This window comes from Virgibacillus sp. JSM 102003, from assembly GCF_041949995.1.
Taxonomy (GTDB): domain Bacteria; phylum Bacillota; class Bacilli; order Bacillales; family Amphibacillaceae; genus Lentibacillus.
Window position 1 is genome coordinate 140,910 of the sequence record NZ_JBHFQH010000002.1, and the last position, 23,556, is coordinate 164,465.

Annotated in this window: 30 protein-coding genes and 1 riboswitch; of the genes, 28 read left to right on the forward strand and 2 right to left on the reverse strand. The window is 37.3% G+C overall.

Annotation, left to right across the window (positions count from 1 at the left end):
- From ACE1TG_RS03175 to ACE1TG_RS03240, 14 genes are all read left to right on the forward strand, one after another.
- A complete protein-coding gene (locus ACE1TG_RS03175) occupies window positions 1-1,803 on the forward strand; it encodes a YhgE/Pip domain-containing protein (RefSeq protein WP_375050908.1) in 1,803 nt (600 codons plus the stop codon).
- 159 nt (window positions 1,804-1,962) lie between these two features.
- Complete coding sequence (locus tag ACE1TG_RS03180; RefSeq protein ID WP_375050909.1) at window positions 1,963-2,265, forward strand: DUF2178 domain-containing protein; 303 nt, start codon at window positions 1,963-1,965, stop codon at window positions 2,263-2,265.
- On the forward strand, window positions 2,266-2,460 hold the full coding sequence (locus ACE1TG_RS03185) for a helix-turn-helix transcriptional regulator (RefSeq protein ID WP_375050910.1): 195 nt from the start codon (window positions 2,266-2,268) through the stop codon (window positions 2,458-2,460).
- A 131-nt stretch (window positions 2,461-2,591) separates the two neighbouring features.
- On the forward strand, window positions 2,592-3,545 hold the full coding sequence (locus ACE1TG_RS03190; RefSeq protein ID WP_375050911.1) for an alpha/beta hydrolase: 954 nt from the start codon (window positions 2,592-2,594) through the stop codon (window positions 3,543-3,545).
- Window positions 3,546-3,664: 119 nt separating this feature from the next.
- Window positions 3,665-4,417 carry an aminoglycoside phosphotransferase family protein gene (locus ACE1TG_RS03195; RefSeq protein ID WP_375050912.1) on the forward strand — a complete coding sequence of 251 codons (753 nt, stop codon included), beginning with the start codon at window positions 3,665-3,667 and terminating at the stop codon, window positions 4,415-4,417.
- A 45-nt stretch (window positions 4,418-4,462) separates the two neighbouring features.
- The gene (locus tag ACE1TG_RS03200; protein ID WP_375050913.1) at window positions 4,463-4,948 is read left to right on the forward strand and encodes an NUDIX hydrolase; all 486 of its coding nucleotides are present in this window, start codon (window positions 4,463-4,465) and stop codon (window positions 4,946-4,948) included.
- A 164-nt stretch (window positions 4,949-5,112) separates the two neighbouring features.
- A complete protein-coding gene (locus ACE1TG_RS03205; RefSeq protein WP_375050914.1) occupies window positions 5,113-5,466 on the forward strand; it encodes a hypothetical protein in 354 nt (117 codons plus the stop codon).
- Between the two features lie 117 nt (window positions 5,467-5,583).
- Window positions 5,584-6,114 (forward strand): 2'-5' RNA ligase family protein, encoded by a 531-nt coding sequence (locus tag ACE1TG_RS03210; RefSeq protein ID WP_375050915.1) that lies wholly within the window; start codon window positions 5,584-5,586, stop codon window positions 6,112-6,114.
- Window positions 6,115-6,371: 257 nt separating this feature from the next.
- Entirely contained in the window at window positions 6,372-7,628 is a 1,257-nt protein-coding gene (locus ACE1TG_RS03215) for a S41 family peptidase (protein ID WP_375050916.1), read from the forward strand.
- A 16-nt stretch (window positions 7,629-7,644) separates the two neighbouring features.
- Window positions 7,645-8,310 carry a Type 1 glutamine amidotransferase-like domain-containing protein gene (locus ACE1TG_RS03220; RefSeq protein WP_375050917.1) on the forward strand — a complete coding sequence of 222 codons (666 nt, stop codon included), beginning with the start codon at window positions 7,645-7,647 and terminating at the stop codon, window positions 8,308-8,310.
- Between the two features lie 42 nt (window positions 8,311-8,352).
- Window positions 8,353-9,099 carry a metallophosphoesterase family protein gene (locus ACE1TG_RS03225; protein WP_375050918.1) on the forward strand — a complete coding sequence of 249 codons (747 nt, stop codon included), beginning with the start codon at window positions 8,353-8,355 and terminating at the stop codon, window positions 9,097-9,099.
- Between the two features lie 4 nt (window positions 9,100-9,103).
- Window positions 9,104-9,625: a GrpB family protein gene (locus ACE1TG_RS03230; RefSeq protein WP_375050919.1), complete on the forward strand. Its 522-nt coding sequence runs from the start codon at window positions 9,104-9,106 to the stop codon at window positions 9,623-9,625.
- A 36-nt stretch (window positions 9,626-9,661) separates the two neighbouring features.
- Window positions 9,662-10,027 carry a nuclear transport factor 2 family protein gene (locus ACE1TG_RS03235; RefSeq protein ID WP_375050920.1) on the forward strand — a complete coding sequence of 122 codons (366 nt, stop codon included), beginning with the start codon at window positions 9,662-9,664 and terminating at the stop codon, window positions 10,025-10,027.
- Between the two features lie 98 nt (window positions 10,028-10,125).
- The gene (locus ACE1TG_RS03240) at window positions 10,126-10,347 is read left to right on the forward strand and encodes a hypothetical protein (RefSeq protein WP_375050921.1); all 222 of its coding nucleotides are present in this window, start codon (window positions 10,126-10,128) and stop codon (window positions 10,345-10,347) included.
- A 50-nt stretch (window positions 10,348-10,397) separates the two neighbouring features.
- On the opposite strand, the gene ACE1TG_RS03245 is transcribed toward ACE1TG_RS03240, so the two are convergent.
- Together ACE1TG_RS03245 and ACE1TG_RS03250 are read right to left on the reverse strand one after the other, a co-directional pair.
- Entirely contained in the window at window positions 10,398-11,516 is a 1,119-nt protein-coding gene (locus ACE1TG_RS03245; RefSeq protein ID WP_375050922.1) for a 5-methyltetrahydropteroyltriglutamate--homocysteine S-methyltransferase, read from the reverse strand.
- 42 nt (window positions 11,517-11,558) lie between these two features.
- Window positions 11,559-12,608, reverse strand: a complete 1,050-nt coding sequence (locus ACE1TG_RS03250; protein WP_375050923.1) for a homocysteine S-methyltransferase family protein — start codon at window positions 12,606-12,608, stop codon at window positions 11,559-11,561.
- Window positions 12,609-12,687: 79 nt separating this feature from the next.
- Window positions 12,688-12,794: riboswitch (SAM riboswitch) on the reverse strand.
- A gap of 966 nt (window positions 12,795-13,760) precedes the next feature.
- On the opposite strand from ACE1TG_RS03250, the gene ACE1TG_RS03255 reads away from it, so the two are divergent.
- The 14 genes from ACE1TG_RS03255 (at window position 13,761) to rbsD (ending at window position 23,550) form a co-directional block, all read left to right on the forward strand.
- Window positions 13,761-14,372 (forward strand): 3'-5' exonuclease, encoded by a 612-nt coding sequence (locus tag ACE1TG_RS03255; RefSeq protein WP_375050924.1) that lies wholly within the window; start codon window positions 13,761-13,763, stop codon window positions 14,370-14,372.
- 27 nt (window positions 14,373-14,399) lie between these two features.
- Window positions 14,400-14,999, forward strand: a complete 600-nt coding sequence (locus ACE1TG_RS03260) for a short chain dehydrogenase (protein WP_375050925.1) — start codon at window positions 14,400-14,402, stop codon at window positions 14,997-14,999.
- Window positions 15,000-15,010: 11 nt separating this feature from the next.
- A complete protein-coding gene (locus tag ACE1TG_RS03265) occupies window positions 15,011-15,229 on the forward strand; it encodes a YdbC family protein (protein WP_375050926.1) in 219 nt (72 codons plus the stop codon).
- A gap of 157 nt (window positions 15,230-15,386) precedes the next feature.
- Complete coding sequence (sppA, locus tag ACE1TG_RS03270) at window positions 15,387-16,385, forward strand: signal peptide peptidase SppA (protein ID WP_375050927.1); 999 nt, start codon at window positions 15,387-15,389, stop codon at window positions 16,383-16,385.
- A 13-nt stretch (window positions 16,386-16,398) separates the two neighbouring features.
- Entirely contained in the window at window positions 16,399-16,857 is a 459-nt protein-coding gene (locus ACE1TG_RS03275; RefSeq protein ID WP_375050928.1) for an RDD family protein, read from the forward strand.
- 73 nt (window positions 16,858-16,930) lie between these two features.
- Entirely contained in the window at window positions 16,931-17,416 is a 486-nt protein-coding gene (locus tag ACE1TG_RS03280) for a hypothetical protein (RefSeq protein ID WP_375050929.1), read from the forward strand.
- A 182-nt stretch (window positions 17,417-17,598) separates the two neighbouring features.
- Window positions 17,599-18,090: a PTS sugar transporter subunit IIA gene (locus ACE1TG_RS03285; protein ID WP_375050930.1), complete on the forward strand. Its 492-nt coding sequence runs from the start codon at window positions 17,599-17,601 to the stop codon at window positions 18,088-18,090.
- A 34-nt stretch (window positions 18,091-18,124) separates the two neighbouring features.
- The gene (locus tag ACE1TG_RS03290; RefSeq protein ID WP_375050931.1) at window positions 18,125-18,943 is read left to right on the forward strand and encodes a PRD domain-containing protein; all 819 of its coding nucleotides are present in this window, start codon (window positions 18,125-18,127) and stop codon (window positions 18,941-18,943) included.
- Window positions 18,944-19,059: 116 nt separating this feature from the next.
- Window positions 19,060-20,526 (forward strand): N-acetylglucosamine-specific PTS transporter subunit IIBC, encoded by a 1,467-nt coding sequence (gene nagE / locus ACE1TG_RS03295; RefSeq protein ID WP_375050932.1) that lies wholly within the window; start codon window positions 19,060-19,062, stop codon window positions 20,524-20,526.
- A gap of 229 nt (window positions 20,527-20,755) precedes the next feature.
- Window positions 20,756-20,974, forward strand: a complete 219-nt coding sequence (locus ACE1TG_RS03300; RefSeq protein WP_375050933.1) for a hypothetical protein — start codon at window positions 20,756-20,758, stop codon at window positions 20,972-20,974.
- Window positions 20,975-20,986: 12 nt separating this feature from the next.
- Window positions 20,987-21,160 carry a hypothetical protein gene (locus ACE1TG_RS03305; RefSeq protein ID WP_375050934.1) on the forward strand — a complete coding sequence of 58 codons (174 nt, stop codon included), beginning with the start codon at window positions 20,987-20,989 and terminating at the stop codon, window positions 21,158-21,160.
- A 110-nt stretch (window positions 21,161-21,270) separates the two neighbouring features.
- Window positions 21,271-22,257, forward strand: coding sequence for a LacI family DNA-binding transcriptional regulator (locus ACE1TG_RS03310; RefSeq protein ID WP_375050935.1), 987 nt, complete (start codon window positions 21,271-21,273; stop codon window positions 22,255-22,257).
- Between the two features lie 4 nt (window positions 22,258-22,261).
- Window positions 22,262-23,158 (forward strand): ribokinase, encoded by an 897-nt coding sequence (gene rbsK, locus ACE1TG_RS03315; RefSeq protein ID WP_375050936.1) that lies wholly within the window; start codon window positions 22,262-22,264, stop codon window positions 23,156-23,158.
- Window positions 23,155-23,550, forward strand: a complete 396-nt coding sequence (gene rbsD, locus ACE1TG_RS03320) for a D-ribose pyranase (RefSeq protein ID WP_375050937.1) — start codon at window positions 23,155-23,157, stop codon at window positions 23,548-23,550. The genes rbsK and rbsD overlap by 4 nt, the downstream gene beginning before the upstream one ends.
- Window positions 23,551-23,556 lie beyond the last annotated feature (6 nt).

The following is a 23,556-nucleotide window of genomic DNA, read 5'->3' on the forward strand; positions in this document are numbered from 1 at the left end:
ATGAGATTTAAACGGATAATCGCGGTGTTCATGGCATGTCTTCTTGTAATGCCAACAACATTGATATCAGCGGCGACAAATGAATCTTCCGCTGATGGATCATATTCAAAGAAGAGTGAAGTCGTATATGCCACGCTAAATGCCAATGGTGATCAAGAAGAGATGTATGTTGTTAACAGTTTTACGGTTGATGAGCCTGGTAAAATGATTGACTTTGGACCATATACCAGTGTTGAAAATTTAACTAATTTAACAGATATGAAACTAAACGGTAATCAAGTTTCGTTTAAAGCAACAGAAGATGAGTTTTATTATCAGGGAAATCTAGAGAACAAAGCCTTACCATGGGATATCAATGTTTCCTATAAACTGAACGGTGAAACTGTGTCACCTGATGAACTATTAGGGAAAGATGGCCAGTTTGAAATTCATATCGATACAAAGGAAAACCAAAAGGCCAATTCCAATTTTTTCGAAAATTATATGTTACAGATATCACTCCCTCTAAATTCGGAAATCTATCAAAATATCGAAGCTGAAAATGGAACGATTGCCAATGCAGGGAAAAATAAACAGGTTACCTTTACTGTTATGCCGGAAAAAGAAGAAAGCTTTGTGGTAAAGGCAGATGTAAAAGATTTAGAAATGGAAAGTATTGAAATATCGGCAGTTACATCTTCTATGTCCATTGACTCGCCAGACGCTGAAGACATGACCAAAGATATGAAGTCCCTGTCAGATGCAACAGAAGAAATAAATGATGGCGTTGGTGAACTGAATGAAGGGATAGCCGAATTAAATAATGGTGCCGCAAGCTTACAGGAAGGTTCTGCATCATATAAAAACGGAATTAACAAACTCGCTAATCGATCCTCTGAACTGATTAAAGGGTCTAAGGAAATTAATAAAGCGCTCGAAAACATGAGTCAGTCAGTAGGAAACGGTTCTACTGAGACAAATGTAGGTGAATTAAAGAAATTACAAAAAGGACTAACGGAAATTGCAAATGGCTTAGGAGAGACAAAGAAAGGTTTGTCTGAATTAAAGAAACAATATGATAAAGCTTATGATGCACTGGATAAATCGATGGGAGCTATTCCTGCGAGTGATATTTCTGATGAGGAAATAAAGAAATTAAAAGCTAGCAATGCAGATCCTGAGGTTATTGAAAAACTGATTAAAACTCATAAAGCAGCGAGTGCAGCGAAAAGCACCTATTCCAGTGTCAAAAAAGCCTTTCAAGCTGTGAACCCGACATTAGATGGAGTCATAGGGTCGCTGCAAACAATGAAAACGAATGTTGAAACGATGGCAGCTAATTTGGGCAAGAGCTTAGACAATATGAATGTCGATGAATCAATGAAAAAATTACAGCAAGGATTAAGCAAGCTATCATCCAATTATCAATCATTCCATTCCGGATTGGTAGATTATACTGGTGGCGTAACCGAAGTATCAAAATCATACGGTGATTTGCATCGAGGCATCACCGACCTAACTGATGGAACGAGTGAATTGGAAAATGGCGTAAATGAACTTCATGAAGGCACAACTGAGTTAGCTGAATCAACAAATGATTTACCTGATGAAATGCAAACTGAAATTGATCAAATGATTAATGAATACGATAAATCCGATTTTAATCCCGTTTCATTTGTTTCATCGAAAAATAAAAAGGTCAATTCCGTACAATTTGTCATTAAAACGGAAAGTATAAAAAAAGATGATGACAAGCAAGAAACACAAGAACAGGAAGAAGAGAAAAAAGGATTCTGGGACCGGTTATTCGATTTGTTTAGATAAGAGTATATGGGAAACAGTTTTCTAAAATGATGGTTGTTTTTAGGTTCTAATTTTATAGAAGTAATTTATTTTGTAAAAAGTATTTGACATTTTTGAAGCTAATGCTACAATAATAAATGTCAAATACTTTTTACATTTTTAATAAGGAGGAAATAAAAAGTGGATTGGGTTAAAATTGTGTATTCAGTCATATTGTTAGTTTGCGGAATTTCTATTTTTGTTACAAGATTTTCTCAAAAGGGTGATGAAAGAAGGAAGTTTATCAACAAGAAAGCTCAATCATATGCATTTATTGTAGTTATTGGTATGTTAATTTTAGAAGTTGCACAGTCAATTTATCTAACTACTCAGGGAAATACTTCATATACTGGCAAAGGAATTTCGCCTATAGTGTTTCTGACGGTGATTTCAATTATATATCTGGTAACTTTACTAGTTTACAGGAAAAAATATGGTGATTAAATGAAAAATCACATTAAGAAATTAAGAAAAACAGCTAATTTCTCCCAGGAAGAACTGGCTAAACTCTGTAAGGTATCCAGACAAACAATAAACGCAATTGAAAATGATAAATACGACCCTACTTTACAATTAGCGTTTAACATAGCATCTTTATTGGATACCACAGTAGATGAGCTTTTCATCAGTGGAGGATAGTTCATGTGGAAAGATCAGTAAAAATGTATATGAACTTACACTGGGAAGTGAGTTTGTTGGTATCATATTTATCGGTACAAGATTTACTTTGTATGCTTTATTAAGGCTTTTTAGATAAGGAGAGATTTTTTATGGGTGCCACAAAACCAAATAATGAGTTTACAAAGATTCAACGAAAGGCAGTTAACCTGGTGGAAGAGGAAAATTTTACAGAAGCGGCTTTGCTTTTAGAAAAAGCTAAGGAGCAATTTCCAGAAAAACTAGATCGACTAGGGCATTGGAAAGCTGGTATTTGTATGTTGCAAGGAAACAACGATAAAGCAATATCAGAACTATCCGAAGTATTAGATCGAGGATTTTGGTGGAATCCAGAATTGCTAACGAATGACACTGAGTTACAACCACTCAAAGAAAAGGAAGAATTTCAAAATGTTTTAGAACTGTGTAACGCGAAATATGAAGCAGAAAAGAAGAATGCCAAAGCTTCATTGCAAGTGGTAGGTAACCCACAAGCTAACACTTCTATTTTTGCATTACACTGGAAAGGTTCAAACGCCAAAGATTTCACTGAACAGTGGAGTGAATCAGCTATTTTATCAAAATTTTTATTGGGATTTCCCCAATCCTCTCAGTTGTTTAGTTATGAGTGTTATTCATGGGACAATCAAGATGTTGCAGAAAAAGATGTTATTGATACATTCAATCAATTTAGTAGTAAATACGACCTTGCAGCAAAAGAGAAAATAATAGCAGGAGCATCGCAGGGAGGTAAGACAGCAATTGAACTTATTTTTAAGAATAATTTAGCAAAATTTAATGGATTTATAGCCATTGTTCCTTCATTTGAAAATACAGAAGAAATAGAAGAATTCCTGCAATTAAATAGAGAAATAAATGTAAGAGGTTGTGTTATCACAGGAGATAAAGATCCGTTTTATGATAAGACTCTAAAAACAGTGGATATCTTAAGAAAAAATGGGGTTCCTTGTAAGTTAATTGTTAAAAAAGGTATGGGACATAGTTTGCCTGATGACTTATCTAATCAACTTATTGAAGCAGTAGAATTTATTTCAGAAAAGCAATAAAACTATATTGGGCTGTTGCCAACAGATTTTCTTCATCAATAATTGGAATATTATGCTAATATTGATATATGTGAAATTAGTTGTAATTTAGTCAGAAGCATATCAGGGAGAGATTACAATTGGATCTAGGTCACCCAATAGCAAAAGGGAATACAGCAACTATATACCTTTTGGAAAATAAGATTATCAAAATATTCAATGATTATTTACCGAAATCAGAATCTGTTTATGAAGCAAATAAGCAGAAATTTGCTTATTCGTGCGGACTATTTGTGCCTGAAATATTGGATGTCACAGAGATTGATGGGAAGCAAGCCATCATTATGGAATATATTAAGGGTAGTACAATGGGGGAAATCTTATTTGAAAATAGGCAGAAAGCAGCGTATTACATGAAAATATCCATTGATATACAGCAAAGAATTCATATGATTACTGCTGATGACCCGCTTGAGCCAATGGCTGGGAAATTAAGACTCCAAATTGAACTCGCTCCTAAATTAGACGAAAAATATAAGTCTGCTTTAATACATAAATTGGATTCAATGACATATGAGAAGAGGCTGTGTCATGGAGATTTCCATCTTTTCAATTTGGTTATGTCAGATCATAAAGTGGCAATTATAGACTGGGTTGATTCCAGTGCAGGAGATATTCGTGCGGACATATACCGCACGTATCTTTTGTACTCACATTTTTCAATGGAGTTAGCAGATATGTATTTGCGACTGTATTGTGAGAAAAGCGATTTGTCAAAAGAAGAAATTTTCAAGTGGGCTCCGATTATTGCAGGAGCACGTTTATCTGAAAACGTGTCATCAAAAGAATCCGAACAGCTTATGGATATTATCAATCATTACTGTCCTCTTTAATAAAGAAACAGAACCTGAAGTATAAATATGGCAGGAGGTAATTATATGGATGCAGTATTTAAGACGGAAAAGGCAGTATTTAATTATCGTGTAGCTGGTGTTTGGATCCAGGATGGTCAAGTTCTTTTACACAAAAGTGTAACTGATAATCATTGGGCCCTTCCTGGTGGGAGAGTGGAAATCACAGAAGAATCCCAAAAAGGTCTGTATAGGGAATTCCAAGAGGAACTGGGGATTGATGTTAAAGTAGAAAGGTTGCTTTGGGCAGTTGAAAATTTCTTTGAATTTAATGGAAATGACTTTCATGAAATAGGATTTTACTATCAGGTGTCATTTAATGGCGATTATAAATTTAGTACTGAGGAATTTTATGGAATGGAGGGTGATCATTTAATATATAAATGGATTCCTCTAGATGATCTTGATGAACTCTCTATACAACCCGAATTCTTAAAGGCAGAAATAAAAGATATGCCAATGAATCCGAAACATATTGTGGTTAAGGATGATATTTCCAGGCTGGCTAATTAAAAGGAATAAAGGGGGTGGTTCCATGAGCTTTTCAGCAATATTTTGCAATGATATTAGGGATAGTTGTTACATGGGGGTTACCAATTGCAGTCATCATTTCCATTATTATTCTATTTAAGAAAGTTAATCGTTTAGAGAAGAACAGATAAGAAAATTAAGGAGTGGTGAACATCAGAAAAGTGTCGGTAGTTTTGGGAGTAACAGCAGGTATCACCAGTGTTGTCTTATGGTTTGTCCTAAACTTTTACAATCCTTATTCGAACCCAACTGAAATATCACCTGTAGTAAACACATTTTTCATGCTGTTTCTTCCAGCTTGTTTAGCGATAGTTGCTTCTTTAACGTCAAAAAAAATCCTAATGTTAATCGCATTTTTGTGGTCGTTACCGGTAAGTTTATACTTAGTAATTTCACCTGGAATTTTTGCCTTATTCGGGATTACGAGCATTGTTTATTTGATTAGTTATCTTTTGCTGTTACTAACAAAGGAAAGATTTATTGATTTAAACGAAGCATGAATGAATCTTTTATTGGCAGATAAAAAAGTATAATTACTTTCTTACTGCATAAGCGCAACTAAGGCAATTCGCCCAAAGGCTTGGCGAATGCCATGTTTTCTAAAGGAGAGATATTTATTGCAGTTTTTTATAGGAATTGTACCTTCAGATGAATACAAAATGAAATTAATAGATTTTCAGCAGAAATGGAAAAATAACCGGATAACTGATGTTGTTGAACCACATATAACTCTGAAGGCACAAGGTGGATTAACCTCAGATGAAAAATGGCTACAGAAGGTTAAAGAAGTATGTTATAACTTTCAACCTTTTGAAATAACAATTGATAAACCAATGTTCTTTGGCGATGAAATTCTTTACTTAAGTGCTACTTCCAGTGAGTTATATAAATTACATAACAGTATTGTTCGAGAAATTTCACCTTCTAGTGATTCAATAAAGAAATACTTTGAACTTAAGGACTTTGTACCACATATGACCTTAGGTAAAACGAATCATGGTTTATCGCAAAAGGAACTTAGAAAGATGAAAAGGACGGCAGAAACTGAACTTACTCCTTTTCCAACCTTTGAGGTTAGATTTGTCAGGGTTTATCAAGAAATTGAACCAAATAGATATATTAAGTATTTAGATATTCCTTTAAATTAATTTCTGCCAAAGAACGGAAATGTTGAGGTCTCCTATTGAAAATATAAAGGACAGGCTCGCCATGGTAGTTAATTAAAATAGGGAGAAGTACATATGAGTTTTTTGATAGTTGCAATCTTGCTAGTATATTTATTTGATTTCACGAAATTAGAAAGCAAAATCAGACGATAATTGAACAGAATGAAGAGGTTATTTCTCTTTTAAAAGAACAGAATTCAATAAATGATCAGATAGATATATAGGTGAAGGAGATCAAAATGTACTTAAAAATATTCGAGGATGTTATAAGTATTTTACATAACGATTATGCGGGTTGTTTGGATAAAAAGGGTTGCGATAATCCAGATTTTTATCGTGGCAAAATACAGGAATCGCGCAATATGAATGATGAAAAGTTTGTGGGAATTGTTCAGGATTATTTACTGGATTTTAAAGATTTACATATGGCGTTTAAATATACCTCACAATCAACTGAAATGGAAGATGATGTTGGTTTTGCTGTTAGGAGGTATAACGATTTACTTTATATTGTATCTAATGAAAAGGAAGATAGAGTGAAAAAGGGTTTTGCTATTACAGCGTTAGATGGCTCAACAGTTCCAGAATTAGTAAATATTCATAAAAGAAGATTGATGGAAACGGAGGCAGAACGGGAAAATTGGAGTGCGATTCTTCTGCAATACAAAAATGCTGAGGTTATAAGTGAATCAGGGAAATCTTTTACGATTGAACTCAAGAACTATCGAAAAGAAAGCTTCCAGCCAGAGTATTCAATAAAAGAAATCTCGGAGGATACATTATTTTTAACATTAACAGACTTTATGAACCATAGTGAAATCTCAACGTTAATCGATGAAAATCGTTCACTTTTAACTACTCGTAAAAACCTGCTCATTGATGTTCGTGTAAACAGAGGAGGAAGTGACTTAGCTTATTTTGATTTACTTCCTTTTCTTTTTGAAGGAGAAGTAATAGATTTAAATGGATTTGATGAGGGTTATATGTTAACCAACTGTACAAGTCGAAATGTAGAACTGAGAACACAATTGTTTAAAAGTGCTTTTTCTTCTATTGAAGACGAGGTAACACGAAATCAAATAAATGCTTTCATTAAACAACTGGAAGAGAACAAGGGTAAGGGCTTTGTTGAACTTGGTTTTGGAGAAATGGACGATAGTTTTTCAATTAAAACTAAACCTGGTCCAGAACAAGTTATTCTTTTGACCGATGTCTATTGTGGAAGTTCAGGCGATTCATTTGTTAAGCTATGCAAAAATTCCTCAAAGGTCACTGTAATTGGAAGACCAACATTAGGTTTAAACGATTATTCCAATCTTGCCATTATGAGTTGGGAGAACAAATTCGAACTTTCGTATCCTACGTCAAAATTATCCATCGTTGATGAAGGAAAGGGTATGAGCGGCGTTGGAATCCAACCTGATATTTATATTCCCTGGACACCGGAACATATAGACGTTGATTTGGATTTTAAAAAGGCACTTGAGTTAATTTGAATGTAGGGGGGACTTAATGGGACATTTAATTCTTTCTGGTGGTGGAGATAAGGAGCAATCAAAGAAACTTGACTTATATTTTATAGAACACATTAATCCGAACAAACCAATATTATATATTCCTATTGCAATGAATGGGGTTATTCCCTATGAAGAATGTTTTAAGTGGGCGTACAGTGTTTTTAACCCATTAGGAATAGAAGTCACTATGTGGACCAATGTAGATAATAAATCTTTTGATGATCTAAAAGAGTTCTCGGCAATTTATATCGGTGGCGGAAATACGTTTAACTTATTAAGGGAGTTTAGGGTATCTCAATTTGATAGCCTTTTAAAAGAGTACATAGAGAACGATGGTATTGTCTATGGAGGGAGTGCCGGAGCAATAATATTAGGTTCAAGCATCATGACTTGTGCTCATATGGACCCAAACAATACAGATTTACAAAGCATGAATGGGTTAAATCTTATTAGTGACTATTCTATCTGGTGTCACTATGAAATTGATAATGAAAGTTTGATAGCTAGCTTTATCAAAGATTATAAGAAGTCTGTTATTGCATTAAGAGATGGAACTGGTGTCGCTGTTAGTGATGAAGGTATAAAAGTTATAGGAAATTCATCAGCCATTACTTTTACTAATGAGGGGAAAGTATTAACTCGTCCAGGTTCCTTTATTTAAAGCACTTCTTTTTGAAATTAACTAGATCAAGCGAGGGATATAATGAATGCAGGAGAGAAAGTAGCCATCATTGCGGATATTCATGGAAATAGTGCGGCCTTGAAGGCTGTTTTGGATGATATTGATAAAGATGAACAAATAGATCACATTTATTGTCTGGGTGATTTAATCGGTATTGGTCATGAAACAAATGAAGTTCTTGAATTGTTATTTTCCCGTAACGACATTTCTTTTGTGATGGGAAATCATGACGAAGCAGTTTTAAAAATACTTGATGGAAATGAGCCAGGGAGTGTTGGAGATGAGAGGGTGCATCATAAATGGATTGCCTCACGATTGGATAAGAACTTTATTTCTAAGCTAAAAAATATTCCAATGAGACAAAATGCAAAAATAAACGAAAAGAACTTTTTGTTTGTACATTATCACTTGAATGGACAAGATGAATTTTTGCCAATTGATAATCAGCCAACTTCACAAAGACTTGATGACATTTATGAATTAACTGATGTGGATGTTATTTGTTTTGGACACCATCATACAGTTCATCATTTTAAGTCTAAAGAAAAACTTTACCTAAACCCGAGTTCTTTAGGGTGTGCCTCTAAACCCGTTGCACCATATGCTAAATTGCAGGTTGGGGATTTTGGTCAAATTGACGTTTCCTTCATTGAAGTACCCTATGATAACAAGGAATTTTTGCTTGGATATGAAAAGCTGAATGTTCCGGCTGGAGATGATATTCTCAAAATCTTTCATGGTAATCAGCATTTAAACTATATGGGGTGACAGAATGACAAAGCCAACTGTTAATCTTGTGAAATATAATCCTAACTGGAAGCTACAATTTGAATACGAGAAAAAGAGAATTAATACTATGGTAGGAAATAAAATTGTTGAAATTGAACATATTGGCAGTACTTCGATAAAGGGGCTGGATTCGAAGCCAATCATAGATATTATGGCAGGTGTACAGGATTTAGATGAAGCAGCTGCATTTGTACGTCCTTTAAGTAAAATTGAATACGAATATGTTCCAAAGCCAGAATTAACAGATAGAAAGTTTTTTAGGAAAGGAATGCATGGACAAGGGACCTGTCATTTACATATTTGTGAATTTAACAGTATTGAGTGGAATGAAAAGTTATTATTTCGTGATTATCTAAGATTGCACCCAAACGTAGCTCTGGAATATGCTTCATTAAAAAAAGAACTTGCTGCTAACTATAAATTCGATAGACCGGCATATACCATGAGAAAAGAACCTTTCATTAGAACTATTATTGAAAAAGCAAAAAAGGATCCCCATATTTAATAGATTGGATTAAATGGACAAAAGGGAGATTTTAAAATGACCACAAAAAAAGGAAAGTTTCTGGAAGAATTCAATGAAGCATTCTTAAATGGCAATATGGATTATGTTGTTGCGAATGTTACAGATGATATCAAATGGACTGTCGTAGGAGAGTCACCAATACAGGGAAAAAGTGATTTTGCGAGGGCATTTGAGATGATGGAATCAGGTGGAACACAGGAGTTAAGAATAAGCAATATCATTACCCATGGGATAACTGCTGCTGTGGACGGGAAAGTAAAAGTTGTTGATGAATCCGGCGGTGTTAAGCTATATGCCTTTTGTGATATTTATCGGTTTAATAGGTTCAAAGATCCAAAAGTTAAGGAGTTAACATCGTATGTAATGGAAGTTAAGGAATAGCGTAAAAAAATTTTATAAAAAGTCTCCCTTTTTATGACTTTTTCTGTTAGTATATGCTAAGTGGAATTTGATGCAATTACAAGTGGGGGGACAGAGTGATGAAAAATACGTTAATTACAATTATTTGGATTACTGGCATTTATTGTTTTTGTCATATTTTGTTTGATTTAAATACGAACCAATCATTAGTATTGTTAGGTAAGGATATGCAGATTACGATTAGTCTATTAACGAGGGTAGTTGAATTACTATTTTTGGTTAGTCTGTTCATCTATACATTTAAGTACACGGAGAAAAGTCCAGCAAAAAATTGTCAGTAGATTAAAAGAAGCTTGCAGAGATTACGATTTCTCTGCAAGCTTCTTTATTATTACTTGTTAGAAGTGCTCCAAACCTCTTCAGACAGGTCAACAATATATTTCAGTTTATTCCATTGCTGCTCTTCTGTTAATTTATTGCCATGATGTGTTGAAGCAAAGCCGCACTGAGGGCTTAAAGATAGTTGCTCGAGTGGGACATATTGTGTTGCTTCTTTAATTCGTGCTTTAATTGTTTCTTTGTCTTCAAGTTCTCCGTTCTTCGATGTTACCAGACCTAATACGACTTGAGCGCCACCGTTTGGAATATGTTCAAGTGGTTTGAAGTCACCTGAGCGATCGTCATCATATTCCAGGAAGAAGCCGTCTACATTTTCTTTTGCCAATAATGTAGGAGCGATTAGAGCATAGCTTCCTTCAAATGCCCAGGTAGACTGGTAGTTTCCCCGGCATAAGTGTGTTGTTACAATTAAGTCCTCAGGCTTATTCTCTAAAGCGCCATTAACTACTCGTAACGCCAGGTCAATTAAATCCTCTCTTGAGTACTTTCCCTCATTAAACGGGATATCTGGAGCGGATAGCCCAGCGATGTATACATCGTCTAATTGCAGGTATCGTACACCTGCATCGTAAAATGCTTTGATTGCATCCTGGTAAGTTTTAATAATATCACTTGCATAGTCTTCGATGTTTGGATATATTTCTGTATTGTGAATTCCAGCGTTAAAAAGCTGGTTTGGGCTAGGAATTGTTTGCTTTGCGACTGCCCGGCCATCAACAATTTCGTTTAAATCAGTGAAATCTTTTAAGAATGGATGGTCAGGGTTAAATGAAATCTTTCCAGTATTCCGTACGTCATATTTTTCTGTTTCCAGTCCCTCGAATTGGTATCCTTGCTCAGGTACATAACCTTCAATTCCGTTTAGATGCTCCAGAAAGTCTAAGTGAAACCATGTACGGCGAAACTCGCCATCTGTAACAACTTTTAAGCCAAGTTCAATTTGCTTATCGACAACACGCTTAATTTCTTTTGTCTCAACCTCACGTAATTCTACTGCCGTTATCTGTCCTTCTTTGTACTCTAGTCTTGCTTTGTGTAGATTATCCGGGCGCAGTAAGCTTCCTACGTGCTCTGCTCTGAATGGTGGTGCTTTTGTTAATGATACTGACATGTAAATTCCTTCTTTCTGTTTTTAGTTTATATAGATGAAAATTTACGCTTTTAACCGGTAGTTCTGATTATGTTCTTGAAGCGTTTTGTCTGTCCCGAACAAGAAATGTTTTTCCATGTCTGGGGAATATTTTGAGTTTACTGTTTTAACGCCTAAAGCTTCAGCTACTGAACGCAGCATTGCTGGTGATGCTCCGCAACAAAGCCCGATATAATTTATCCCGACGTCGTTCGCCTCTTTTGCCCAGACTGCCAGTTCGTATCGGTTATGGTAAAGCGGATCAAGCGCAGTCGGGAAAGTTGTTTCTAAAGGCAGATGGCAGCTGCATCCTCCATCCGGTAAATTAAAAAATGTCGGATTTTCCTCTGTTGTACGGTATGGGATCGGGAGTCCAGCCACATAGCCATCAACATTGTTACGTATGTCAGCAAGGTAAGGCTGCATCGTTTCAGGACCCCGGAAACAATTCATGCCCACAACCAGTGCACCATTTTCAGAAAGTATCTTACAGGATTCTTCTACAGTGTAGCTATCCCTTAATATATTTTCTCCCATTAGTCCGAACGTGATGACTGCTGGTAGGTCCTGTTTCAGAATTTCTTCCAGTGCTATTACTGCCTCTTCGTGGTAATAGAACGTTTCGCCATTAATGAAATCAACGCCCTCTTCTTTGCACCATTTAACCATTTCGGCAAAAATATCTCTGACCTTCGTTTTGGACTCAGGATCTTCGGGATCGAAAATATTAGTATTTGAGATATTTCCAGCCACTAATGCTTCTTCGTCAGGATGTTCTTTAGCAACTTCTTTTGCTAAGCGGACAGCATTTCGGTTTAATGGCTCTAGTAAATCTTCTTTGCCAATAATGCGCATTTTTTCTCTGTGTGCATTATACGTGAAGGCTAATACAACGTCTGAACCTGCGTACATATAATCCCTGTATGCCTGTTTAAGTGCTTCTGGGTTATCAAGTGCAACTTCTGGAACAAAAGATCCTGCTTGCAAATACCCTCTACGCTCTAATTCAAATAAATACCCTTCTCCAACAATAACAGTTCCATCTTTTAAACGTTCTTCTAAACTGCGCTTCAATCGTTTTCCTCCTCTTTAATAAATTAAAAAAACCCACTTCTGAAAATAGAAGAGGGTTTGAAACCGTAAAGTATCACTCTCCTTATCTTCAAGCTTTAAGCATTTCAGCTTCTGGAATTAGCACAGTATTTAAAATCTGTTGCTGAGGTTTCAAAGGGCCAGTCCCTCCACCTCTCTGGATAAGAAAATTATTCAATTTTGTATTATTGAATACGATACAACTCTTGCAAATGAATGTCAAGAATATTTTTAGCATTTGAATTAATTTCATCATTCAATAATAAAACAGTAAATCCAAACTACTTGTAAATGTGCTATGCCTGTTGATTTCCACTGCAGGCGGATGCTTTCCGCGAGCATGGCTTGGGCCTCCGGGTCTTAAACTCATGCTCATTCCGCTTCACTTCAATCGCAAATAAACCGTTTGCTATTCCCGCAGGAGTCGCCCCCTCTGTTTCAATCAACGATAATAGTACTTTGAATTCACGAATGGTAAAATATTAGTTCGCAAAACTATTCGGATAAATGATGAATATACGTATTTATGAAATTGACTCATCTAAGAAACTTACATAGCTGCCGAATGCGTAGCGAATATCTATCATGAAATGAATTTATAATCGAATTAGAGGTATTCTTTCATATAGCAAATCTGAGGTTTTGCGGACACCAGAGTCCTTATTTGGCACAAATCCACGAAAATGGAAGTGTTAGCGGACACCAGGGACCTTATTTAGCACAAATGCCCTCAATTAACCATGATATATGTTAAATAAGGGCCTCTGTGTCCGGATAAGTTCGAAAAGGTCACTTTTTTAGAGGAATAGCGTCTCCTGTGTCCGCTAAAGAATAACATTCTTAGATTTCGTTAACCTTTTATAGAAGTTAAAGAATACACACTGTTCGTCCGCCACTTGATTACTTTGAGATTACATTCTGGTTCCCTTGGCACTCGTTTCTGCTATTATACATTAATATTCAACATAACAGGATTGGAAGTAGACTGGACTAGATGACAGCTTGGAATCATCGGAATTTATCCCGGATTTGGAAAAAATAAACATCATCAAAATTTAAATCCTTTTTCAGGGTTGTTTGATCGTGGTATATGTTAAAATTGCGTTAGAGAGTTGTTGTAGAGGAGGCCAATCCATGAATGTCGTATCGATAGACTTTGAGACGGCGAATGAAAAGAGAAACAGTCCATGTGCGATTGGTGTTGTTGTCGCCAATGAAAATAAAATTGTTGATGAATTTTACAGTTTAATAAATCCAATGATGCATTTCAGTTCGTTTAATACGCGCATTCATGGGATACGAGAGGAAGATGTGGCAGATGCTCCGACGTTCGCAGAATTATGGCCGACACTCAATAATTATTTATCTCATAACATAGTTATTGCGCATAACGCCAGTTTTGATATGAGTGTCATTCGAAATACATTGGACTACTTTAACCTTACATATCCTGAAATGGATTATCTTTGTACGGTGAATATTTCTAAAAGAATTTGGCCAGAGTTAGAGAATCATAAGTTGAATACGGTAGCTGGTTATCACGGTATTACCTTTGAGCATCACCATGCACTTGAGGATGCTAGAGTTGCTGCCAAAATTTTAATGAAGGCGTTTGAGACATACGAGACGGATGAAATGGATATATTTCTAGAGAGGTGCAGTATTTCGAAAGGGAAAATTTATGAACGGGGATATTTTCCGCCGAAAGTGAAGCGGACGAAACGGAGCAGAAAGCTTTATTTCTAAAATATATCAAGGGGAGTTGGATTGCATATGAGGATACTTGTTGTAGGTGCAGCTGGTACAATTGGCAAAGAGATTGTAAGAGAATTAGGAGAGAATCACTCCATAATTCGTGCTGGACGAAATGGGGCAGATGTTTCTGTTGATATTACTTCCGAGGAAAGTATCAGAGAAATGTATAAACAGATTGGAAAAGTGGATGCTGTAGTCAATGCATCTGGTGGTGCCAATTTTACAGCTGTTTCTGAATTAACACCGGAATTAAATGAAAAAGGAATTGAAAGTAAACTTAAAGGGCAAATAAATCTTGTCCTGCTAGGTATGGAATATGTGAATGACGGTGGCAGTTTCACGCTAACAACAGGTGTGATGATGGATGATCCAATTCCACTGGGTGCGTCTGCAGCAATGGCAAATGGTGGTGTCAAGGCGTTCGTTAAAGCATCATCAATTGAAATGCCTAGAGGAATTAGGATAAATAGTGTAAGTCCTAATATTGTTCAGGAATCATGGGAAAAGCTAGGTAAATTTTTTGCAGGGTTTGATCCAGTTCCTGCAAGTCGTGTGGCTCGTGCTTTTGTTAAAAGTGTTGATGGTATGCAAACCGGTAATAACTATGAAGTCTATTAGGAGGAATCAATGTGGCAGATCTTAAATATGAGGTAATCGAAACAGTAGCTGTGCTATCAGAGTCGCCAAAAGGATGGACGAAAGAGCTTAATCTGGTAAGCTGGAATGGGCGCGATCCCAAATATGACCTGAGGGATTGGGCACCGGACAAAGAGAAAATGGGAAAAGGAGTTACATTGACGGAAGACGAATTGTACAAATTGAAAGCTGCATTATCTGAACTTGATTGATTTCACGCAATATTGTGTATGGCACTGGGTCCAAAGCAATCTTCTTGTTTTGGACTCGCTAATTTGGTAACAAACGTACAAGTTTTCTGCATAAATGTTAACAATAATGTAAAATAGCGGTATACATAAAATAGGGAACGAATTGGAGGACATGAAATTGAATACAAAACGTTGGATTGCGCTTGGTGTAGCGGTTGTTTTATTTGTCGTTTCACTAGGCTTTCAGGCTGTAACGAGTGTAGTTACGGCTGATTTTGAAAAAATGTTTAACTTCCCGAATTCTTCACAGAAATTTCAAGAAGAGGTCATTGAGGAAGGAACAGGCAACAAAATTGCAGTACTTGAATTGGATGGAGTAATTCAAAATACATCTACAGCTTCCTTGCTTAATACAGGTGGATATAATCATGAGCAATTCCTGGAAATGCTTGAAGCAGCAGGGGAAGATTCAACTGTTGACGGTATTATTCTACGCGTGAATACACCTGGCGGGGGTGTTGTAGAAAGCGATGAAATACATGACAAAATTGTTCAGATAAAAGAAGAACATGATAAGCCAGTTTATGTATCAATGGGGAATACAGCGGCATCAGGGGGATATTATGTCTCTGCACCTGCTGATAAAATCGTTGCACACTCTGCAACATTGACAGGTTCGATTGGTGTTATTATGGAGAGCTTTAATTTTGCCGAATTTGCTGATAAACATGGTATTAAGTTTAATACGATCAAGAGCGGCGAATTCAAGGATATAATGTCACAATCACGTAAAATGACCGATGAAGAGCGAGAAATTCTGCAGACGATGATTGATAATTTATACGGTGATTTCGTGGAAGTGATTGTGGATGGCCGTGATATGTCAGAATCGAAAGTCCGTGAATTGGGCGATGGCCGTGTGTATACCGGTGAACAAGCTAAGAATAATGGCCTTGTTGATGCGCTAGGTTCGCTTACCGATACGATTGCCATGATGAAAGAAGATAATGGCTGGGGTAATGCAAAAGTGATTGAATATAAAAAGGGTCTTGAAATTAACGAATTTTTAGGTGGCACATTACAAGGAATGTTTAAAGGACAAACAGAATTATTCGGTATCAAGGAATTATTGCGTGAATCCAATGGGCCGCGCGCTATGTACCTATATTCTAAATAAGGGGGTGCCGTCGATGAGTGAAAATGAAGTGGAATATACGGAGAGTGTTGATTACAGATATGCTGGATTCTGGATGCGGTTCTGGGCATATCTAGCTGATTTAATTATTGTATTTAGCATTAACGGCATCCTGCTTACTCCGTTTAAATTTATTAATGATGGGACTGGTATTGACGTTGGTTTTTGGACAATGGCTGGTATTGTTGGTGCCGTTGTGCTGTATTTGTACTTTCTTTTAATGACGAAGTATTATGGTCAGACGTTAGGCAAAATGATATTTGGCCTTCGCGTTATTCGAGAAGATGCTCAGTCGCTCGAGTGGAAGGATCTTCTTTTTAGAGAAGTAGTTGGGCGATTTATTCACCGTGTATTTTTCTTTACTGGATTGTTATATTTGTTTGTTGCGTTTGGTGGAGAGAAACAAGGAATACATGACATGATTGGCAATACGCGGGTTGTGTTTGATAAATAATAATAAGTCCGGGTGCAATGGTGCCTGGACTTTTAGGCAGTTAAGGCACATTTTCTAAAAATGGAGGGGTTACATGACTAGTGATGAAGGTTTGTTAATTTTCCTTGCCGGATTTTTGTTCCTGATTCTTTTTTTATTTTTAGTAGCAATTGTATTTCATATATTAATGGCGATTGGATTATTTAAAATGGCTAAACGGGAAGGCAAAAGTGACCTGGCGTGGATGGCATGGATACCGATTGTTAATACTTTTTTAATTACGCAGCTTGTTGAAAATGATGTACATGAATCGCTGCGTGGCAAATTTACATTGGTTTATGGCGTAACGATGGCCTGTGCATTTTTCCTATCTTGGTTCATACCGTTTGTTGGTCTTGCTTCTAATATTCTTTTAGTTTACGGGTTTTACTTTATCATAAAAAGATATTCTAATAATGAGGTGCTCCACCTTGTATTGATATTTGTTACTCTTACGGCTGTGATACCAATTCAGTTCTTTTTATTTAGAAATAGGGAACCAATTGATAATGAGGATGAAATAATTTTTAAAAGTGAATGATTGATTTTTCCATTTGAATGATGATACGATACACTTAGAAAAAATAATTACGAATCACATGTTACTGACTTGATTAGGCATGGTGGTATTTTGAGGGGGACATAGGTCCATCTCTAAACCGCCATGTCTTTTTTAGTTTAGGCGACTTTTGCACATACTTAACTTAAAGGAGGAATGTTGTTATGTTTAAAAATCTGTTTAAGAAGGAAAGTTCAAACACGAAAATATATGCACCAATTAACGGCGAAATTGTATCGTTAGAAGAAGTTCCGGATCCAGTTTTCAGTCAGAAGATGATGGGAGACGGGATTGCGATTAAGCCAAGTGAAGGACAGGTTTATTCTCCGGTTGAAGGTGAGGTTGTTCAGATACCTGAGACAAAGCATGCTATTGGGTTACGCACAGAGGACGGAATCGAAATTCTTATTCATATTGGACTTGAGACGGTTTCACTGGAAGGCAAAGGTTTCACCATTAATGTAAGTACTGGCGACAAAGTATCAGTTGGTGATTCGCTGATGGAATTTGATCTGGAATATGTTCGGAATAATGCTTCAAGTGATATATCTCCAATTGTGATTACAAATGGAAAAGATACTGGTAAATCATTCAGTATGACTGAAGAAAAAGAAAGTACGGCCAAAGAAACGGTGATAATCACAACTTCTGATTAAGTGAAAAACGTGCTATGAAGGATGTGGGCTTCAGGTGAAAATAAAAAAGATCTTAAATAACAATGCGGCAATTGTTATCGATGAGCAGGAAGAAAAGATTGCTATTGGAGCTGGTGTAGCTTTTGGCAAGCAAAAAAATGACATTGTAATTTCTAACAAGGTAGAGAAGTTGTTTGTCTTAAAGGAAAATGAAAAGCTGCAGCAGCTCTTACTCCGGATACCAGAAGAGCATTTTACCATATCGGAAGAAATTATTACTTATACAAAAAAGCGCTTGGGAACAGAATTAAACGAACATATCCGTGTGCAGCTTGCAGACCATATTTCATTTGCAATTGAACGGGAACAGAGTGGTATCAAGCTTAAAAATAAACTGTTGCAGGAAATTAAGATTTTGTACAGAGAAGAATTTGAAATCGGCTTATGGGCTATTGAGCACATTAAGGATAAGTTTCACATGGAGATGCCTGCCGATGAAGCTGCGTTTATAGCGCTGTATATTCATACGATGAAACTTCAAGGGGGTGATATTCACGAAACGGTTAAGCAAACGACAATAATTCAGGATATGGTGCAGACTATTAAAGGATATCTAAATATCGAGATTCATGAAGCTGACATTTCCTATGAACGTTTAGTGACACATTTGCAGTTTGCATTAAGCAGAGCGAAATGGTACGAGAGTCACGTGATGGATGATGAGATGTTTGAAATGATCAAGAAAAAATATAGTTATTCTTTCCGATGTGCACAGAAAGTTGCTCAGGAATTATATGCTACCTATCAAATTGAGCTTCCTGAAGAAGAATTAGGATACATCACGCTCCATATTGAACGATTGCGAACACATTAAATGGAAAACTTATTGAAAGAAACTGAACTCATTCTTTGAAAACGAATTCATATTTTAAGCTGATGTATCAGAATTCACATTTATGAAATATTAATCTATGTAAGGAGGAATTTATCATGATGAAGTATTTACAGAATCTTGGCCGTTCATTGATGCTTCCGGTTGCGGTATTACCGGCTGCGGCGATTCTGATTGGTATTGGAAATTGGATTTTAAACTTTGCTGAAGGTAGTGTTGTTGCCACATACCTTACCAATGGCGGTATAGCTATTATAGGCAGTCTTGGCATTTTGTTTGCTGTAGGTGTTGCAATAGGGATGTCGAAAGAACAAGATGGTGCCGCCGGATTGAGCGGGCTTGTAGCCTATCTTGTTGTAACAAACCTATTAAATGTAAGTGGTGTTGCTGGCCTTCAGGGTATTGAGGAAGGGTCTGTCAATGCAGCTTTTGAAAATATTGAGAATGTGTTTATTGGTATTTTATCAGGTATTGTTGCCTCTATTATGTATAACCGATTTAGCGAGGTTAGACTGCCGGACGCACTTGCTTTCTTCAGTGGCAAGCGACTTGTTCCAATCATGAGTGCGGCTGCAATGATGGCTGTATCAGCTATTCTCTTTTTCGTATGGCCAGTTGTTTATTCAGGACTTGTTTCATTCGGTACAGGTATAAGTGAACTGGGTGCATTTGGTGCTGGTTTATATGGGTTCTTTAACAGATTACTTATTCCAACCGGATTACATCACGCGCTGAACTCTGTATTCTGGTTTGACGTTGCCGGGATCAATGATATTGCTAATTTCTGGGCAAGCGAAGGTGAAAAAGGTGTAACTGGACGCTATCTGGGAGGATTCTTCCCAATTATGATGTTCGGTCTGCCTGCAGCAGCATTAGCTATGTATCATACAGCAAAAACGAAACGTAAAAAACAAACAGCATCACTAATGATGGCTGCCGGGTTCGCTTCATTCTTTACTGGTGTTACCGAGCCACTTGAATTCTCATTCATGTTCTTAGCACCATTGCTATATGTTGTTCACGCAGCATTAACAGGTCTGTCGCTAGCTATTGCGGCAATGTTTGAATGGACAGCCGGATTCAGTTTCAGTGCTGGTCTTGTTGACTATACGCTGAGTTTAGGTGTACCAATTGCCAGTCAGCCACTTATGCTGCTTTTACAAGGCCTTGTTTTTGCCGTTATTTATTACTTCCTGTTCCGTTTCCTAATCGTTAAATTAGACTTGAAAACGCCAGGTCGTGAAGACGATGATGACGTACAAGGTGAAGAAATGGACGAAACGGAAAATGTTAGTGGACAAGAAGGTGCTAAGAAAGACGAAACAGCTGAAATGGCGGAAAAGATTTATGAGGGTTTAGGCGGCGATGAAAACGTGACAACAGTTGATAATTGTGTATCCCGCTTAAGACTTGAAGTAAATGACATGGATAAAGTTGATCAGGATAAAATTAAAGCAACAGGTGTGCCAGGCATTAATGTTGTCGGCAAGCATAATATACAGGTTGTTGTCGGTACACAGGTACAATTTGTTGCAGATGAAATAAGGAAGCTCCGAAAGAAATAGTTGGACGGATACGAGCAGTGCTGGACGCACTGCTCGTTTATTTCGGCGGTTACAGCATAAGTGGTGCAACTATCGAATATTTTATAATTTAGTCATTGACACGTTGGTGAAAACGCTTTAATATAATGTGTAACGGGTTACATGAGAAGTGATTTTTTATTTTTGAGTTTATGTAACGGGTTACATGCAGGGCATGTGACCAGAAGAGGTTCGTGAATCGACAGAAGCGGTGCGTGAATCAACAGAAGAGGTGCGGGAATCAACAGAAGAAGTGCGTGAATCAACAGAAGCGGTGCGTGAATCACCAGAAGAGGTTCGTGAATCGACAGAAGAAGTGCGTGAATCAACAGAAGCGGTGCGTGAATCACCAGAAGAGGTTCGTGAATCGACAGAAGAAGTGCGTGAATCAACAGAAGAGATGCGTGAATCACCAGAAGAGGCGCGGTAATCAACAGAAGAAGTGCGTGAATCGACAGAAGAAGTGCGTGAATCGACAGAAGAGGTTCGTGAATCGACAGAAGCGGGTCGAGTATCGACAGAAGAAGCGCCGGAATCGACAGAAGAAGTGCGTGAATCAACAGAAGCGGGTCGAGTATCAACAAAAAATGCCGGAATCACTAGAAGAGACGTGTGAATCACCAGAAGAGTCGCCGGAATCAACAGAAGAGCCCCCGAGTATCGACAGAAGAAGCGCAAGTAACAAACACATGTATAAAAATCTAAATATGAGAGTGGTTATGGTGTATGACAACTATCAAGGATGTTGCTAAACTTGCAAAAGTGTCGACAGCTACTGTATCACGTGTTCTGAACAGTAATGGATATGTGAATTCTTCGACAAAAGAGCGGGTAAAGCAGGCGATTGAGCAATTGAATTATTTACCGAATGATGTGGCGAGAAGCCTTTTTAAAGGACGCTCGAAAATGATTGCCTTATTTGTGCCGGATATTATGAACCCTTACTTTCCGGAACTGGCACGAGCTGTTGAAGATGTCACGAATCATCATGAATATACATTTGTTCTTTGTAATACAGATGACGACATTGAAAAAGAATTAACCTATTTGAATGCTTTACAGCAAAAATCGGTGGATGGCTTTATTATTGTGTCGAGTACAATTTCTGAAGAACACATAAGTAAGATTAATGCTCCAATTGTAGCGTTAGACCGAATTTTGAGCTCTAAGCTTTCATCGGTGACAGTAAATAACCGCGAGGGTGCAAGACAGGCTGTACAGTATTTAAAGTCAACTGGAGCTAAGCGAATCGCTCATATTTGCGGACCAGAGCATGCAGGTAATACAAAAACACGTCTGCAGGGTTATCTTGATGAAGTAAAAGACGATAAATGGTTCTTGTCCAGCTACATTATACCCGGCGAATATAATTTTGAAATTGCCAAACAATCCACAATTAAATTACTTACTGATCACCCTGAAATAGATGCGATATTTGCCGGGAATGACTTGATGGGTGCTGGGGCATTGAGTGCAGCAGCTAACCTTGGAATCAAAGTTCCAGCTGATTTGTCGATTATTGGATTTGATGGTATAGCCATAGGTGAGACAACAACACCAGCGCTTACAACGATGGCGCAGCCAATTTATGAGATCGGATCGAAAGCTGCGGAAATGCTCATTCAACAGATTACCGACAATCAATCCAGAATAAAATCAGAGGAATTTAAGGTTGTATTAACAGAACGACAATCAACAAGAGCAAGGAGGTAGTGAGATGGCGAAACAACCTAGTGTTTGTGTTGTTGGAAGTATTAACATGGATCTAACCGTGACGACAAAGAAGATGCCGATGCAAGGCGAGACTGTTCTTGGTGATAATTTTTTTACCTATCCAGGTGGAAAAGGTGCAAACCAGGCAGTTGCTGCGGCAAGAATTGGAGCAAATGTTAATTTTATAGGTGCAGTTGGGGATGACCCATTTGGTAAAACCCTTTTAAAGCATCTTGAAAATGAAAGCATTAACGTGGATGGTGTTACAACTGTTTCTAGTGCAGCAACAGGCATTGCAAATATTATTTTATCCGAAAATGATAACCGAATTATTGTAGCTTCTGGAGCAAATTTGCTAGTTACACCGGAGTTGGTAGAGCAAAATCTTAATCAAATAAAAAAAAGTGACATGGTTCTGCTTCAATTGGAAGTCCCTATGGAGACCGTTCTTTATACGCTGGAAGTTGCAAGTAGGTATAACATTCCGGTAATCGTCAATCCCGCTCCATATCAGCCTTTGCCAGATGCACTGCTGGAGAGGGCATCCTATTTAACGCCAAATGAATTGGAAGTTGAATCGATGAAAAAAGATCCTTTATTCGAAAAGATTCAGGAAAAAGTCATCGTTACGCAAGGCAGCCAGGGTGTTCAATTTTTCGAAAACAGTGTGAAAAAACATATGCCAAGCTACTCTGTTGATGTCCAGGATACAACTGGTGCCGGAGATACATTTAATGGTGTGCTTGCAACAGAACTTGCACGAGGCTCAGCGGTTGAAAAGGCTATTCAGTTGGCTAATGCTGCTGCTGCGTTATCTGTTACTAGAATTGGTGCACAAGGAGGTATGCCACTAAAGGATGCGGTAGAGAAGTTTTTACTAGAAAGGAAGAATTCTGAATGAAAAAGTCAGGCATTTTAAATCGAGATATTGCAACAGTACTTGCAAGGTTGGGACATACAGACACAATCGTTATCGGAGATTGCGGGCTTCCTATTCCAAATGAAGTTCCGTGTATCGATCTATCGCTGGATCTCGGCACACCAAAATTCACAACAGTTCTTAAGGCTGTGTCAGCAGATATGATGATCGAGGAAATGACGTTCGCAAGTGAAATAAAAGACAATAATAAAGCTTTATATGATGAAGTTTCCGAGGAATATAAAGAAATTCCTAAGAATTATATAACACACGAGAATTTGAAAAAGGAAACTGGGAATTCACGGGTGATTATTCGTACAGGGGAAGCGACCCCATTTGGAAATGTAATATTGAAATCAGGCGTCATTTTTTAATTGAAG